The sequence below is a fragment of the Pedobacter sp. MR2016-24 genome (assembly GCF_026239655.1).
GTDB lineage: Bacteria > Bacteroidota > Bacteroidia > Sphingobacteriales > Sphingobacteriaceae > Pedobacter.
The window spans coordinates 250,482-266,332 of sequence record NZ_JAPIVO010000006.1; the positions used below are offsets into that span (position 1 = coordinate 250,482).

Annotated in this window: 14 protein-coding genes; 7 read left to right on the forward strand and 7 right to left on the reverse strand. The window is 40.4% G+C overall.

The features are described 5' to 3' along the window. Positions 1-130: 130 nt before the first annotated feature. Together OQX62_RS17435 and OQX62_RS17440 are read right to left on the reverse strand one after the other, a co-directional pair. Positions 131-1,165 carry a PAS domain S-box protein gene (locus OQX62_RS17435; protein ID WP_265832902.1) on the reverse strand — a complete coding sequence of 345 codons (1,035 nt, stop codon included), beginning with the start codon at positions 1,163-1,165 and terminating at the stop codon, positions 131-133. 12 nt (positions 1,166-1,177) lie between these two features. Continuing rightward, a complete protein-coding gene (locus tag OQX62_RS17440; RefSeq protein WP_265832903.1) occupies positions 1,178-1,774 on the reverse strand; it encodes a class I SAM-dependent methyltransferase in 597 nt (198 codons plus the stop codon). Positions 1,775-1,888: 114 nt separating this feature from the next. Between OQX62_RS17440 and OQX62_RS17445 the strand changes: the two genes are divergently transcribed. The 7 genes from OQX62_RS17445 (at position 1,889) to OQX62_RS17475 (ending at position 11,329) form a co-directional block, all read left to right on the forward strand. Continuing rightward, positions 1,889-3,115, forward strand: a complete 1,227-nt coding sequence (locus tag OQX62_RS17445) for a PAS domain S-box protein (protein WP_265832904.1) — start codon at positions 1,889-1,891, stop codon at positions 3,113-3,115. A 294-nt stretch (positions 3,116-3,409) separates the two neighbouring features. Beyond that, positions 3,410-4,915, forward strand: coding sequence for a sensor histidine kinase (locus tag OQX62_RS17450; protein WP_265832905.1), 1,506 nt, complete (start codon positions 3,410-3,412; stop codon positions 4,913-4,915). 1 nt (position 4,916) lies between these two features. Continuing rightward, positions 4,917-5,309, forward strand: a complete 393-nt coding sequence (locus tag OQX62_RS17455) for a response regulator (RefSeq protein ID WP_265832906.1) — start codon at positions 4,917-4,919, stop codon at positions 5,307-5,309. 89 nt (positions 5,310-5,398) lie between these two features. Further along, on the forward strand, positions 5,399-6,568 hold the full coding sequence (locus OQX62_RS17460; RefSeq protein ID WP_265832907.1) for a pyridoxal phosphate-dependent aminotransferase: 1,170 nt from the start codon (positions 5,399-5,401) through the stop codon (positions 6,566-6,568). Then, positions 6,565-7,656, forward strand: coding sequence for an FAD-dependent monooxygenase (locus OQX62_RS17465; protein WP_265832908.1), 1,092 nt, complete (start codon positions 6,565-6,567; stop codon positions 7,654-7,656). The genes OQX62_RS17460 and OQX62_RS17465 overlap by 4 nt, the downstream gene beginning before the upstream one ends. Before the next feature lie 118 nt (positions 7,657-7,774). After that, positions 7,775-8,380, forward strand: a complete 606-nt coding sequence (locus OQX62_RS17470) for a response regulator transcription factor (RefSeq protein ID WP_265832909.1) — start codon at positions 7,775-7,777, stop codon at positions 8,378-8,380. A gap of 162 nt (positions 8,381-8,542) precedes the next feature. Then, entirely contained in the window at positions 8,543-11,329 is a 2,787-nt protein-coding gene (locus OQX62_RS17475; RefSeq protein WP_265832910.1) for an SdrD B-like domain-containing protein, read from the forward strand. Here OQX62_RS17475 and OQX62_RS17480 read toward each other — a convergent pair. From OQX62_RS17480 to OQX62_RS17500, 5 genes are all read right to left on the reverse strand, one after another. After that, positions 11,326-12,732, reverse strand: coding sequence for a hypothetical protein (locus tag OQX62_RS17480; protein ID WP_265832911.1), 1,407 nt, complete (start codon positions 12,730-12,732; stop codon positions 11,326-11,328). The two genes, OQX62_RS17475 and OQX62_RS17480, sit on opposite strands and share 4 nt — an antisense overlap. Beyond that, positions 12,701-13,522: an Fn3-like domain-containing protein gene (locus OQX62_RS17485; RefSeq protein WP_265832912.1), complete on the reverse strand. Its 822-nt coding sequence runs from the start codon at positions 13,520-13,522 to the stop codon at positions 12,701-12,703. Before OQX62_RS17485 ends, OQX62_RS17480 begins: the two co-directional genes overlap by 32 nt. A gap of 8 nt (positions 13,523-13,530) precedes the next feature. Beyond that, a complete protein-coding gene (locus tag OQX62_RS17490; protein ID WP_265832913.1) occupies positions 13,531-14,064 on the reverse strand; it encodes a hypothetical protein in 534 nt (177 codons plus the stop codon). A gap of 85 nt (positions 14,065-14,149) precedes the next feature. Then, complete coding sequence (locus tag OQX62_RS17495; RefSeq protein ID WP_265832914.1) at positions 14,150-14,956, reverse strand: sensor histidine kinase; 807 nt, start codon at positions 14,954-14,956, stop codon at positions 14,150-14,152. 120 nt (positions 14,957-15,076) lie between these two features. Continuing rightward, a complete protein-coding gene (locus OQX62_RS17500; RefSeq protein ID WP_265832915.1) occupies positions 15,077-15,778 on the reverse strand; it encodes a PRC-barrel domain-containing protein in 702 nt (233 codons plus the stop codon). Positions 15,779-15,851: the final 73 nt, after the last annotated feature.

Here is a 15,851-nt window from a genome sequence, read left to right on the forward strand (position 1 = left end):
TAGCGGAGTTGTAAATTATATTCTCCTCAAAATAACGCATTTATAGTTTATCTTCCAAGAAATAAAATATGCTTTGGTATGGATATAATATAATTTATAAAGGATCTGCCTGCCTGCTTATAATTAAAAGTTAACGGCTGTCTTCTTCTGCTTGTTTAATTACAGCGGTAACTATCTGATTTAGTTCATCTGCGGAGATACTTAGGTACTTTAATATTTCTTCCTGCTCAAGGTTTGCCGCTGGTCTTGATAGCAGATCTACAAGGCTGATTACCCGCGCTAATGGCGCACGGACCTTATGGCTCTGAATCCATGCGATATCATGCAGTCTTTTATTTTGCTCTTCAATATTACGGATGTAGTTGGTGCGGTCCGTAATGTCGGTCGCCAGCACCAGTCTTGCCGTTTCCCCGTTGATCTGTATAGGATTACTCCGTATCTCTACAGGGAAGACTTTTTTATTTTTTTTCAGGTGTTTCATATTCCCTTTGAAATCTGCCACGGGATAATATTTATCTGCCACCATGTTCATTACGTTTTTCACTTCCGATGCTGGTCTGATATCCATAATGGTCAGTTTCAGAAACTCTTCGCGGGAATAGCCGTATAAATTTACGGCGGCATCATTGACCTGCAGAAATTTTAGGGTATTGCTATCAAAAACCCACATGGGTACGGGATTGGAAGCAAACAGGTAACGGTAATAATCTTCCGATTCCCTGATTTTCTGGTGCAAAACTGTTTTTTCTTCTATTTCTTTAGCCAGCAAAAGGGTGAGCTCGGCTTCTTTGGTGATCTTATTTCTTAGTTTTTTTGTAATGATACTGATGCTGGAAACGCAGGCAATATTGATAATCAGGAGATGAATAGTGAAACCTAGCCAGGATTGGGTTGTGAACTGAAATAATAGTGGTGTTTCAGCTAATTTGTAAGCAATAATTAATGTGAAGCCGAGCAATGTACCTATCAGCAGCAAACAGGAGAAGTATTTTTTTTTATGGTACAACAGGGTATCTGTAAATATAGAGGCGCATAATAAATAAAACAGCCCGGGGCCGGCTGAACCTTGCATCAGGATCAATATAATGGAAAGCAGGTAAACTGAAATAGTTACAAACGCTCTGATGTAGGGAAAGCGTTTGATAGCATTTAACAAGTTATTCATGAGCGTTGAACTTTATTGCTTGATCCAAAGTTTAAGGTCTTCACCTGTAATATGCTGTATCCTTTTGTATCCCGGAGGTACTTCATTTTGCTGGCAATGAAATGTAGCGAGTCGCGTGCCGGATGGTTTTGCTTCCAGCAGCTGGTGAAAATGTTGCAGGTAATCCTGATAAATCTCCGGAGAGGAGTTGACCAGGTTGTCTATTGGTTTATAATGATAGATGTTTTCACTAAAGGAATTGTAAAAATAGAAGTGATCGTATTCATCGGGATCCAGTGTGGTAAAGTTGTCATGAATAAACGTTGCATTGCTGATACCTGTTGCATTTTGGGCAATAATCGCCTCGTCTATGAGCGCTTTCCGTTGTTCAACTCCATAAAATTCGTAATCGGGAAAATAATGCGCGGCTATAATGCAGAATTTTCCTACACCGCTCCCGATATCAAGTATACGCTTTCCTGAACCTCCGGTAAGGTGCAGGGCAGCCTTCTTAACGGTTTGAAGAGGCGTCCAGTGAATTGCTGACAACTGTTGTGCTCTTAATGAATACAAACTGTCGAACGCAGCATCACTTGCAAATTTATCATTGTCTGTTATTGGCTTCGTCATGATGGGGTTTAGGCAAACTTAAATAAAAAATGGATTAACTTTTGCAGGTTTTGGCTGACTGAATAAACTGAATAACCCGGGAGCTGAAACAACGGGTTATGATAAAAATTGAATATGGTTCCGATTAAAGCGTATTGGTACAGGTTTAAACATATGATGGAGAGTGCGGTGCTGAAAAACGGGAATCATTGGGAAGATGAGTCTGTTTTCTGGCGAAAAAAGCTATTTACTAATATGATTACCTATGCTTTTATAGTAGGTATCATTGCTTTTGCCTCTTCAGTTACTTATGGTTTTTTTGCAGGCAGCACATTTATACAATGGTTCACCATTCTATTCGTGTGCTCTTTTCTATTTACAGTATTTAATAAAAGCATCATGATTCATTTTAGAAAAATCATTGCGCTCTTTCTCTTATATGTTCTGGCTGTAGTTTATATTGCAGTTTTAGGTTCTGAAGGACCTGGTGCCCTTTATTTGATTATCATCACTATTTTTTCGGCAATGATATTTCCGCGGCCGACTGCCTATTATCTTGTCGGACTCAATGTATTGATTTGTGCGGGTTTTGGTGTTGTGATAGAATACAAGTTATTTGATAGTCCCTTGCTGGCTAGTTATGATCTGCCTTTATGGGTTTCTTATTCCGGGAACCTGATTTTTGTCACATTGATCAGCGTAATGCTGATCAGCCGGGTGCTAAAAGGTTTGGAGCAGACGATAGTTAAGGAAGCAACGCTTGTATCTAAGTTAGATGCATCAGAAAAGTACTACAGGAGTACGTTCGAGGCTAATCCCGTACCTATGTATGTTTTTGATTTGCAGACTGGTAATTTTCTGCATGTAAATGAGGCTGCGTGTGATAAATATGGGTACAGCAGCGAAGAATTTCTGCGAATGAATATTTCACAGATTCGTCCTCAGAATGAGACCGGGAAGCTGATGGATATGAATAGCATGATTAAAACAAGGGAATATTCCGGTTTACTGACACATGTGAATAAGTCGCAGGAAACTTTCCCTGTAGAAATCGAGACGAATGTAATCCGCTTTGAGGGTAAAGATGCGAGACTGGTATTGGCTACAGATGTGTCGGAACGTCTGAGTTATATTCAAAAAATTGAGCAGCAGAATCATGACCTTAAGGAAATTGCATGGATACAAAGTCATATGGTACGTGCACCACTCGCCAATATCATGAGTTTAACAGAGTTTCTGATTAAATATCCGGGAGAAGATACCCAGGAAACACTTACCTTTTTGAATGATTCCTCCCAAAAGCTAAATGTAGCCATTCAATCAATTGTGGGGCAGGCAGAAAGCTCGCGTTTAACAGGATAGCGATAATTCGCGTCATAATCTTTTGTATAATAGGTATTTATAGCCTGTGTGAATGGAGATTTACACAGGCTTTCTTTATTAAATGATTTGATTTGGAAAAATTTCAGTTCATTTAATCTATTATAACAGAAAAGTCTTCTAAAAAAATAATCATTATTTATTTGGAGTATGAATGATTATGAATAAAAAATTATACCTTGGAATTCAACTTAAAAGAGGTGGAATTATTAATTGTTAAAACTATCAATCTTATAATTAGATTTGTACTGTCAAAATCTTCGACAGAAAACGCTTATGATTAATTTACCAACACTTAAAAATGAAGCTGAGAGAATCGCTGCACTTTATGTGTTGGAGATTCTCGATACCCGGGAAGAACCGGAATTCGATAACATCGTTAAGCTGGCTGCTATCATTGCGAATACACCTATCGCAACGATTTCATTTGTTGATGAGGACAGAATCTGGTTTAAAGCCAGTCTGGGTGTGAAATTTACAGAAACGCCAAGGGACAATAGTTTGCAGCAGGATTATCCGTTTATGGTAACTGTACCTATAGCGGTATATAATAATTTGGTTATAGGTCATTTATCCGTTGCCGGCTACGAAGCTTTTAAATTGACGGAGTCGCAAAATGAAGGTTTGGCGCTGCTTGTTCAACAGATCATTACGGTTTTGCAATTGCGATTGCCTGTGATCAATAGCAGTATAAAAGAATTTTACGAAAGTATACTGAATAATATTCCTTCGGATATTGTGGTTTTTGATGCGGAGCATAAGTATCTTTTCGCCAATCCCGGTGCAATTAAAAATGATGAGCTGAGGAAGTATATCATCGGCAAAGATGATTTTGAATATGCTGCTTACCGCAACCGCGATATTAAAATAGCACAGGAAAGACGCGATCAGTTTTTGCAGGTAAAAAATACAGGTAAAGCTATTGTATGGGAAGAAAGTCTGCTGAATCCTGAAGGGGATAAGATCACTTTCCTGCGGAGGATGTTTCCGATGCACGATGAGCATGGTAACTTTGTGATGGCGATTGGTTTTGGTATGGATATTACTGAGCGTAAATTACTGGAAGAAAAACAGACGGTAATTATGGATCAGCTCTCTATTCAGAATACTCAGTTGCTGGATTTCTGCAATATAGTTTCTCATAATTTACGCGGACCGCTGATCAATATGTCGATGTTGGTTGAATTTATTCAGGAAACAAAAGAAGCAGAGGAGCAAAAATTGCTGGTTTCTAAACTGGAACCGGTTATTGAAAATCTGAAGAATACATTTAATGAATTAGTGGAGTCTATCCAGATCAGGCAAAATGGTGATATCAAGGCAGATATCATAATTTTGAACGTCTGTCTGCAGGAAGTGCTGGATGGTTTACATATGGAAATCAAAAGAGCCAGGGCTAAGATACGGATCAACTTTGATGATGCCCCATCTGTAGTTTATCCCCATAAATATCTGGCCAGCATTTTTTATAACCTGATTAGCAATGCGATAAAATATCAGTCGCCGGACAGACAATTATCACTGGAGCTTGCTTCCAGGAGGCAGGATGGAAGTATTTTTCTTACCGTAAAAGACAATGGGCTGGGTATAGATTTGTTGAAACACAAGGACAGTATTTTTAAAATCGGTAAAATTTTCCATCGTCATCCCGATGCAAAGGGGCTGGGTTTGTTTATGACAAAAACTCAGGTGGAAGCGATGGGTGGTAAAATCTGGGTGGAGAGTGCTCCTGATGAAGGAGCGAAGTTTTCAATAGAATTTGTGAATCAAAATATAAATTGAAATGAAGAAGGTTTTTCTTATAGACGATGACGATATTTTTGTATTCCTGACAAAAAAAACAATTTTGAAAGTTACCACAGATATAGAAGTTGAGGTTTTCTCTGATGGCTTTCAGGCAATTACACATTTGAAAAACATTTACGATGAAAAAGAACGTTTACCGGACGTAATTTTTCTGGATTTGAATATGCCCGTAATGGACGGTTGGGAGTTTCTGGAAGAATACCAGGATTTATACCAGTCTTTTGCGAGAAAAACTGAATTATACATTGTTTCTTCTTCCATTTCACCACATGAAATGGAAAGATCAAAAAACATCAGCTCGGTAGCTGACTTCATTATTAAACCTTTAGTAAAAGAAAAATTTCTGGAAATTATTGAAAACATAGAATAACTGGTCTGAATCGTATGTTCTTATAAAATAATGGTTTATGATAATAATATAAATTTCTATTATTTCTTTAAAATCGATAGTTTAGGAGAATGTTTCAAAACGCCTCAATCGATCTTGATATTTTAAAAAAAAGAGCATTTAATTTAAGATGGGCTACTGTGGCTGAAGGAGTAATTCCATTGACTGCAGCTGATCCTGATTTTCGCAGTGCACCTGAAATTGCTGAAGCTATAATCCGGTTCACGAAGGACAGGTACCTTTCTTACGGACCCCCGGCAGGATTACCTGAATTTAAAGAAAGTGTTGCCCGCTATTTTTCTGTTAAGCGGAATATTCCAGCCAATCCCGACTATATTTTTCCTGTTGACAGTGCTGCTTTTGGTATCTATTTGACCTGCAGGGCATTTGTTAATGCTGGTGATGAAGTGATCATCTTTGATCCCGTTGATTTTCTGTTTCGGTATGCTACTGAGGCCGTTGGTGGTGTGGCGGTGCCATTTCCGATTCCTCCTGGCAGTGCAGAGGTAGATTTTGACCGCCTGGAAGGGTTGATTACTTCGAAGACAAAAATGATTTGTTTATGTAATCCATTAAATCCTACTGGTAAAGTCTTTCGGAAAGATGAATTATTAAAGCTGGGTGAAATAGCCGTAAAACATAATTTACTGATACTGTCAGATGAGATCTGGAGTGATATCGTATATACACCACATATATTTACCAGCATTGCGTCCCTGAATGAAGAGGTTAAAAATCAGACGGTTACTGTAACCGGCTACAGTAAATCTTATGGGCTGGCGGGATTAAGAATTGGTGCTGTAATGGCTTCCAATCCGCTGCATTATGAACGCTTGTTCACTGCATCCCTGCATGGCTCTACGATCCATGGGGCTAATATACTCTCACAGGTTGCTGCAACGACTGCATTGAATGAATGCGAATACTGGCTGACAGATTTTGTATCTCATTTACAGCGCATGAGGGATTTATGTGTTACTGAATTAAATATGATGAAGGGTTTTAACTGCATTGCGCCGGAAGGTTGTTATGTAGCTTTTACAAATATTACCGGAACGGGACGTAGCAGTAAGGAAATTCATCAGCTCTTGCTGGACGAGGCTAAAGTGGCAGTCGTACCCGGTGCTAAAGAATGGTTTGGAGAAGGTGCTGAAGGATATATCAGGATGAGTTTTGCTACATCGGAAGACATTTTAAAGGAAGCTCTTGGCAGGATGAAAAATACAATTAATTTGCTATGAAAGCTGTAATTATCGGCGGTGGTATCGCAGGCTTGTGTATGGGCATTTATCTTCACAAGAACGGTGTTGATGTAAGTGTTAATGAAAGAAAATTAGGCGTTGTAGGTGGCGGACATGCGTTTTTGATGCATCATGAAGGTATTGCCATATTGCAGGCGCTTGCTGATGCCGAAGATTGTATCCTGCCGGGAAAATTGATTGACACTTTTGTTTTTAAAAGGCCGGACGGAGAGCTGATGCAGACAATGAAACTGGACGACTGGCAATGTTTTAAACGGACAGACCTGACGATCTGCCTGGCCGGACTTTTTCCGGCATCCCGGTTAAATGACGGTAGAATCTTCTCCCACTTTATTTATAGAGATGAAAAGGTTATTGCTGCTGAATTTACAGATGGCACATTGGAATATGGTGATATCTTTATAGCGGCAGATGGTGCAAATTCTATTGTCCGCCAGCAGATTTTTGGTGATATAAATTTTAAGCCAGGTATTGTTAAAGAGGTAGTTGGAATTGTGAACCATCCTGAGTTTGCAGGTCTGTACACGGGGAAATTCACTAAATTCCAGGAAAAAAGCAGGGGACTTGCTTTTGGTTTGATACCTACCTCAGAAACAGAACTCGTATGGTTTATGCAATATGATCCATCACTGGGAGATGTAAAGGACCGTTCTGCCGAACAATTGAAAACATTCTGTTTTTCCATGTTAAAACACTTCCCAAAAAAAGTTACCTCTATTCTGGAAGCGAATGATTTTACGACCAGTTATATCTGGAATACCAGAGATTTTGATCTGCTTCCGAGATTTCATCGTGATAATGTGGTGCTGATTGGAGATGCTGCACATCTTGCTTTGCCATTTACCAGCGCAGGAACTACAAATGCACTCACAGATGCGAAAGTATTATCCGATTATCTCCTGACCAGTATGAATTACCTGTCGGCCTTTGAAGCTTACTATGCGCACAGGGCAGCCGAAGTAAATAAACATGTGCTTTTGGGGAGAGAATTAAGGGATGCATTCATCTCGCCCGACTCTTCTTCATTTACAATTCCGTTAATTATGAAGACGACTACAAAACCCTAAGGGGCGATAAACATTCGTTCGCTAAAATTTAATGAACAGAATGAACGCCCTGACTCAAAAACTATTTCCTTAATTTTACTATTGTATCGTTTTAGGTTATTAAAGATGGGAGGGAATCATGATTAAAGTAGGGATTATCGACATCAATCAACAAAGCAGGGGTATGATGTCCATGTTATTAAATCATCAGAATCAGTATAATTTTAAAGTGACTGTTGAGGTAGCTTCAATGGGTGAATGTAAGAAAATTCAGCCTAATGAGGAGCCTAATGTAACACTATTGGATATAGAGCAGAACGGTGTAGAAGCAATAGGAGCTATATACCGTAAGTTTCCCAATACCAATGTAGTGGTATATAGTGATATACATGATCAGAACAGCGTATTGGAATGTGTGAAAGCAGGTGCAATGGGATACCTGACTAAGGATACCTGTGTGAACGAAATTATTTCCACCATAGTAACCACTTATAAAGGGGGATCTGTTTTCAGCCCTTCTATTTCCCGAAATGTAATTATGCAGGTGCAGCAAACGGTTGATTATCAGTCTGCATTAAGCTTCCGCGAACGTCAGGTAGTTGAAGGACTGAAGAATGGCTTAAGTTATAAGCTGATAGGATACAAGTATGGTATCTCTCTGGATACCGTAAGGCAATATATCAAAAGAACTTATAAAAAGTTAAACATCAACAGTAAGGGAGAGCTGCTGGCACAGTTCAGGTAGGGGGTGACACACTAAGATGTGTCATTACGGCCTTCATTCAGCGGTGTAAATTCCGGATTTTTGCATTGTTAAATAACGATTTTATTTGCCATATGCTTCAATTTAATTAGCTTGATGCTTCGAACCAGCTACCTGAGGATTTTATGTTTACTTTTCTGCATCATGTTTCTTTTCTTTAAGGGACACGCTCAGGTAAAATATGCCTTTACTAAGGATAGCCTCATCATTAAAGGGGGACAGACATTTTCCAATTTGCTTAGAGTAACCAACACTTATCCTAAGCCCGTGGTACTGAAACAGGATCAGCAGCATATATTATTAAAAGGTTTTATTTCTTTGCCTGACACTATTGTTCTGGGTGCCGGAGAGACGCGTATATTTCCTATGAAATATATGACCAACAGGCAAAATATAAAGGACAATGTACAAACCTTTACCGTCCGCCTTGTTGCTGCCGAAGCAAGTATTTCAGTACAATCTGCTGCAAGTTTTATTACCCGACTGGTGGATGCCGGCGGTCTGGTCATTGGTACTGAAGAAAGTGAGATTTACCTCAATCAATATACTAACCAGGCGCAGATTATGGTGAGCTGCATCAACACCTGTTTTGTACCCTTGTCTTTCAGATTACTCCTGAACGGAATTCCTGAAGGACTGGAATTCACGGGGCAGACCATGAATCTCGTCTTACAACCCGGTGCGCAGCAACTGCTGCCTTTTACTGCGAAGAACAGGTTAGGCAAAAAGATTATCTCGGATTTTACAGTAACTATCCGGGCCCTAGATAATGGTAATAACCAACTGGCAGTAAAAACGCTTAGAGTGGTAAACGTGACCAGTGAGGGCAGGTTAGGAGGGAATGTACAGTTGAATGGCGACCTGCCCAACAGCGCAGCATTGCGTTATGTGGATATGGACGGTACTTCTGCTTATTACCAGTTTCAGAGTAACGGAAAACTGAGTATGGGGAATAACAGCTCCTTGTCTTATCGAATGAATACGGACTATTTCAGGCAGCAGCAGAATAATGGATTAATCGTTTATAATTCATTTATAGATTATCAGCGTAAAGGCTGGGGCATTAAGCTCGGGAATATATATGAAAACATGGATTACGCCTTTGGCGGACGGGGAATTAAAGCAAATTTAAACCTTGCTGCGGGAGAGTCCTTATCGGCCTATGGGATTCAAAATGATTATTTCCTTTTTAATCAGCTGAATAATTCGCTGCCCGGTGCAAAGGTGTATGCACTTGACTATAAGAAGGAAAAGTCTACATCAGACCATCAAAGACTTACTGTCATACACAGTAAGGATCCTTTAACCGGTGTCGATGCCAGTCAGCTCAGTACTAAAATGAACTTTGATCTTGGTGAGCGAAAATCTTTTGGTTTTGAAGCGGGATATTCCCTTGAAGAAGTTCAGGGCGCAGGTAAACAACAAAAAAGTGGCTTGAGTGCAGGATTGAATTATGTATATGAAGGGGAAGGAATTCAGTTTTCTGGCAATGGTTACTATAGCAGTCCGTATTATACAGGAATCAGAAGGGGATTATTCAATACTGATTTGCGGATGATGATCAGGCTGAATGACAAGAACAAACTAACTGCACATGCCAATCTGCAAACCAGCCATCCTGAGTATCAAAATAACCTCACTTATGAATTATATGCAGGAGAGAGCAAAAATACAATCAATATTTACGAACTGGGTTACAGTGTTGGTGTGGGAAGCGTTTCCTTATCATTTACACCTTATCTTTTGGAACAGCGGTTGTATTCCACCAGCTTTACACCAATAACCAATTCTACCGTGGATTGGAAATCGTCTGCTGCACGTATGGCTGTAAATGTTGGCTATTATGGCTCCAACCAATCCTTTACCCTAAATGGCGATTATGGTTATACTTATGTAAATACCTCGGGTACCCCACAGGCACCTTATCATACATTTAAGTTTACGGGTAATTATACCTATTCTTTTTTAGGCCTGAGTACTTATGTGCAGCTGAACCCTTATTACCTGTCTGATGTGCTGACGGTAACAGGGCAGAACCGGCGTTATCATCTGTATGCTATAGGCCCGAATGTCCGTCTTTCTGCTTTTAACGACGCATTACGTTTGCAGATGAGTACGATGTACAGTCATTATGGTTATACAGGAAGCAGCAACTATTCATTGAATGGGATGCTCAGGTATAATTTTAAGAAGAACTGGGCGCTGACTGGTGACGCGCTGTATGCTATTATCCGGCAGAAACTGGTGACCGAAGTTGACCGGACAGATTTTGCCAGCTATGAGCGTGCTACATCAACCTTCAATACCAGACAGATCCGTGTAGGGATAGAGAAACAATTCGGAAACCCGGGAAATAACAATGCTAAGAAACTGGAACTGGTTTATTATGAGGACAGGAACAGCAATGGTCAGAAAGATGCAGATGAACCGGCAGTTCCGGGGGTGCTGGTAAAGATAAATGGTCAGGTAGCGCTGACTGATGCCAAAGGAAAAGTGGCTTTTAAAGGGATGAAAAAAGATGCCTATACGGTTGCTATCACCAATACAAAGGGCTGGAGCTTGCAGGAACCTACTCAGGTTTTCCTGGATAAAAATAAGAAAATGGACATTGCACTTGTCAAAACACAGGCTTTATTCGGGCAACTGAAAATCATTGCTGTAAAATATGGCGATGGGATGCCTGACCTTGCGGGGATCAGGGTTAAAGCAAGGGATGTGAATGGTAATTTGCATCAGACTTTGACAAATGATCATGGAGAATTCTGTTTCTACCTGCCGCGCAATGAGTACACTGTTTACGTAGAAACAGAAGGTTTGCCCTTCTCCATTGAAAACGGACAGGAGCGGGTTGCCTTAAATGGGAGTCCGGCAGAACTGCTGACATTTATGTACAGGGATGAACGCAGAAAGATAGGTGTAACCCGTTTTTAGGGAGCGACTAATGTATAGGTCACAGTTGTTTCGTAAGTTCCTGATGGTTTGCCAACAAGATTAGAATTCTGACTTGAAGGGATACGGTACTGGAGATTGATCTGACGATCAATTACCGGGCCCGAAGCAGAAATCAATGTTTGTGGTGAATTAGACAGTGTAATCGTATTTATGCCTGCCTGGCCAGCCATAGGCGCTATGGTGACGATATTAACCGGAATCTGATTCGCAGTGGCGCCCAGTGTAAGATTTGCTGCGTTAGCTCTTACAGTAACAATGTAGGGCGTGGTTTTGCTTAAGGTTAAATGACCACTTAGCTCGACTGTATTGCTTTGTGTATAACTTGCGGCAGAAGTATAGTTAAAAGTGATATTGGGTTGGGACGGGGCAAGAATGAGCTCTGCCAGGTCACTGGTGATAACCTTCAGATCTACTGTCGTTGTCGTCGATACGGTAGCGCCTGTCGGGTAAGCAGTAGCGGGTTTACTGATGGTATACGTAAGCGGTAGGGTGTAAGTTCCGGCCTGGATGAAAGCAGTCTGCAGATCGGCCTTTGAGATGGTGAAAGTTGGGGTAATGCTACTTTTATTTGCAGCAGGAACAGCGAGGTTGCTGGTATTGAGCAGCTGATTTGTTGCTGAGAGGTTAAATGTGGCGGGTGAGGTTACATCAGAACGAAGCGCTACCAGATTCACTGCGGTAACCGGCGGCACGGCTGCGGTACCTGTATAAGTGAATGCGGAGACTCCGGTAGTGGTTTTAAGGGCAATCTGATTGATTACTGTGGTGGAGTAAGTAAATGGTGAAGTAATACTATTTCCATTGGTATTTCTGAACTTGGCAATAGCATCCATCGTAATGGTTGCAGGAGATACAGGTGGTACATCGACAGAGATGAAAGCGGGAACATCAATTTGTAAGACCTGAGTGGCCGGGGTGATTCCCGTGGATATTCCTGTGATACTATAGTTCAGTGTGGTGGTATAACTTCCTGCTTTCCAGATGGTACCTAAAGTAGAAATCCGGTAGTCTAACAATGAGGTTCCTCCTGCACCGAGGTTTAAAACTGCCTGGTATAGTGTTGCGTCGCTGGTACTCAGCGTCACTTCTGCACTATAGCCCAGCAAACCGACATTACCAGCAGAGCGAAGTTTTGGATGTGCGACAGACAGTGGTATTTTTTCGCCTGTTAAGGTGGCGGTAAAGTCTGAGGAAGCGCTTTTAACTTTAATTGTAGGCAGTACCCCAAGATCTATTGTGGGGCCGGTTAAGGAGGTAACGGTATAATCTGAATTTGCACTGATATTTGTCTGCGGAAGCGTAATTGTTTGCCCGGCACTTTGCTTTACACTGAAAATACAGAGGCAGGCACTAAGGGTTATATATAATTTCTTTTTCAGCAACTTTCAAATCATAAGCAGAACCGGCATCTAAAATTGCAACAGCAAGGAATTTACCGTTCAGATCTGCAGGCAGATCGAGGTAAACCCATTGTGAGGCATCGGGTAACATGGCAATGGCTTCAGGAGTTAATTTTAATTCTTCTCCGGTAGCTTTATTGGTCACTTCATATCGGACGTATGCATCTTTATTGACTTCTCCCTTATTATGGATTTGTATAGCGAATCTGCGTTTCTTTCCTTTATCTGTCTCAATTAGTCCGAGATCATTGAAAGCGAGAAATTCCAGTTCTCCAAATGTCAGTCCGGGAGGAGTATGGTAGATCTGTACACCTACCTCGAGCAAAATAGTTAAACCAACTTGTTTGTTATTCGTTTTTTTTGGTGCCTGTTCCTTCACCTGGGTAAAAAAGAGCATGCTGTTCGTTAAACCTTTTTTTTCATCCCGACCTGCAGGAACGGTCATAGATACATTAATAAGTTTAGTTTCTCCAGGCTGAACAGTCAGCGTATTCGTAGAAAGTGTGATCCAGTTTGCATTGGACGAGGGCATGGAGTTCTTGGCAAAATACATCTTATTGCCTGCAGTATCTCTGTTCCAGTCCTGAATATTGGAAACAAAGGAAACGGGAACACTGGAAGTATTACTAAAAGTAATCTGCTGACTCAGTGTTTCCCCGGGATTGCCTTTAAAAAAGAGTCGGGATGGTGATACTGAAAAGCCCTGCCCCATTGTTGTGTTTACAAACAAAGAGACAAGGCATAAGGTAAATAGTGTAGTGTATAATCTCATTAATCAGCTTAAAGTTGCGTGGCGGTATAGGTAACTACTGTAGCATAAGTGTCTTTTGTAATTCCTACCAGCGCAGCTGCTGTTGGTATGGTATAATTAATATTATAACTGGCAGCGATTGTTGCAGGTGATGTGGTTACCAGCGTCTGGTCTGTTGTTCCAAGTGTTGCTGTATTGAACGTTCCTACAGTCGGCGATGTGCCTACTGATACCTGGATAATATTCAGAGGTACAACAGTAGAGTTGCCTGATGTGGCTGGGGTGAATGCAAGTGCTTTAACCGCTACTTTATAAGCCCTGTTGCTGACAACAGTAAAGTGCCCCGTTTTAGGAACTGTTTTAGAGCCCTGATAGTCGGCTGCAGTGGTATAGTCGAATTCAACATCATCAGCGGCTTTCATTGTAATTGCGATGGCATCTGAAAGAACAATTCTTAATGGAACAGTTCCTGTTGCTGATAACGGCGTTTGTGCATTGGCTTTAACGTTAAACAAAGTTATTACGGCTAAAATTGCTGCGGATACTAAAAGTAATTTTTTCATGGCGATCTGGATTATTCTGGATACAACAAAATTATTTATAATATCAATCCAAACCGCTTAAGTAAAGACACATCTTGATGTTACATTAACATGGATTTTTTATAGTAACAGTGAAAGTTGATCCTTTATCTACTTCACTTTTAACAGTTATATCCCCTCCCAGCGAGTTAATCTGGGTTTTGGTAATGAATAATCCTACTCCACTACCATTTACGTGGCTATGGAACCTTTCATTTAGACCAAATATGCGGTCTTTGTGTTTGATCAGGTCTATTCCCATGCCGTTATCGCTAAAAGTAAGGATGATATCCCCGTTTCTATCCAATTTGGTGGAAACTTCAATCTTCAATGGTCTGTTTTCTGAACAGTACTTTACTGCATTTGACATCAGGTTCATTAACACACTTTCCAGATAACTCTTATTAAAGGGAATCATTTCACACTGGAAATCGGTGTGTATGGAAATGCCCATTGTGTGTATTTGTTTGGTGAATGAGTTACATACTTTTTTAAATATGCGTGCCACACTGACGTTTTCGATGCTGATATTTTTATTGCTTTTAATGCTGAGCATCTGGGTAAGGTCGTAAATTGTTTCGTTCAGCTTTAACGCTGAATCTTTAAACATATCTACGATGGTCTTATTATATTCGTCAAGAAGGTCATAATTTAAAATATCTATCAAGCCTATTAAATTTGATAGCGGTGCTCTGAGATTATGAGAGGTGATATAGGCGAACTGACTTAGGTCCTGGTTGCGTGATGTTAAATCTTCAATTAATTGTTCCCGTTCTTCTTCAGCTTTATTGCGGGCAATATATTCCCTGAAATTTGCGGCGAGTGCACTAATGTCAGCGTTTTTAATTATATTTTTATTAAGTGGATTCGTCATAGTTTTTTATCTGGTAGATACTATGTCTGGTAAGGCAAACACCTTGCCATATCACTATGAGTTGTAGTTATTGGAAAAAAAAGACCTGTTTTTTACAGGTCTTTTTTTTATTTATTTCTGTTATTCTGCATTGATATCCAATAGCTTATGTGCAAGGTCTGCCTGTGCAGAAGAGCTGGCTGCTATGGTGAGGATAAACTCATCCCTGGAGCCGTCTCCCAGGTAATTGGGATTATCCGGGGCTGAAGGATTATCCACCCGGTTCAATGGATTGTATATCGTTACTTTGATATCACTCTCTGAGAAACCATGTTCAGTTAGCAAAGCCAGGGCATTTTCAGCTTCATTTTCTTCCTGAAATATTTTGGTGATCACCTGGAAAGGTACATGATCGGTATAACTACCGGTTTGCCTTCTTGCATAGAGATTGGATTCATCAAAATCTTTATGACCGTATAGTTCTGAATCTGTAGATATGACTGCTGCTCCTTTGATATAATCCGGCATTACACTTATTTGTTGTGCAGTAATATTAGGGAGAATAACGTGGTCATGGTCTTTATCCAATTCGGCTACGCCAATAGGAATTAATACCTCACGTTCCTCTATCTGCCAGCTGTTTCCTTCCAGATCCAGTACCATATACCTTACTTTCCGCTCCTGCTCATCGAAAAGTAATTCGCTTATTTTACCAATAGTCTGGTCAGCTGAATTTTTAACTGTCCAGTTGATGATATCTGGCTGACCATCTTTGATTTCGAAATCACTGTTGCTGAGTTCTTTCAGGCTGCTGATTTCATGCTGATGTTCTTTCCTTTCCATATGCTTGAATATTTAGCTGGTAATTTTATCACTTACAAAATAAAACAGGATAAGGCCAATTGCTACTATCGCG

Bases quoted from the DNA above. Each gene is read 5' to 3' on its own strand.
- OQX62_RS17435 (WP_265832902.1), bottom strand. From the start codon at position 1,165: ATGAATAACTTGTTAAATGCTATCAAACGCTTTCCCTACATCAGAGCG.
- OQX62_RS17440 (WP_265832903.1), bottom strand. From the start codon at position 1,774: ATGACGAAGCCAATAACAGACAATGATAAATTTGCAAGTGATGCTGCG.
- OQX62_RS17445 (WP_265832904.1), top strand. From the start codon at position 1,889: ATGGTTCCGATTAAAGCGTATTGGTACAGGTTTAAACATATGATGGAG.
- OQX62_RS17450 (WP_265832905.1), top strand. From the start codon at position 3,410: ATGATTAATTTACCAACACTTAAAAATGAAGCTGAGAGAATCGCTGCA.
- OQX62_RS17455 (WP_265832906.1), top strand. From the start codon at position 4,917: ATGAAGAAGGTTTTTCTTATAGACGATGACGATATTTTTGTATTCCTG.
- OQX62_RS17460 (WP_265832907.1), top strand. From the start codon at position 5,399: ATGTTTCAAAACGCCTCAATCGATCTTGATATTTTAAAAAAAAGAGCA.
- OQX62_RS17465 (WP_265832908.1), top strand. From the start codon at position 6,565: ATGAAAGCTGTAATTATCGGCGGTGGTATCGCAGGCTTGTGTATGGGC.
- OQX62_RS17470 (WP_265832909.1), top strand. From the start codon at position 7,775: ATGATTAAAGTAGGGATTATCGACATCAATCAACAAAGCAGGGGTATG.
- OQX62_RS17475 (WP_265832910.1), top strand. From the start codon at position 8,543: ATGTTTCTTTTCTTTAAGGGACACGCTCAGGTAAAATATGCCTTTACT.
- OQX62_RS17485 (WP_265832912.1), bottom strand. From the start codon at position 13,522: ATGAGATTATACACTACACTATTTACCTTATGCCTTGTCTCTTTGTTT.
- OQX62_RS17490 (WP_265832913.1), bottom strand. From the start codon at position 14,064: ATGAAAAAATTACTTTTAGTATCCGCAGCAATTTTAGCCGTAATAACT.
- OQX62_RS17495 (WP_265832914.1), bottom strand. From the start codon at position 14,956: ATGACGAATCCACTTAATAAAAATATAATTAAAAACGCTGACATTAGT.
- OQX62_RS17500 (WP_265832915.1), bottom strand. From the start codon at position 15,778: ATGGAAAGGAAAGAACATCAGCATGAAATCAGCAGCCTGAAAGAACTC.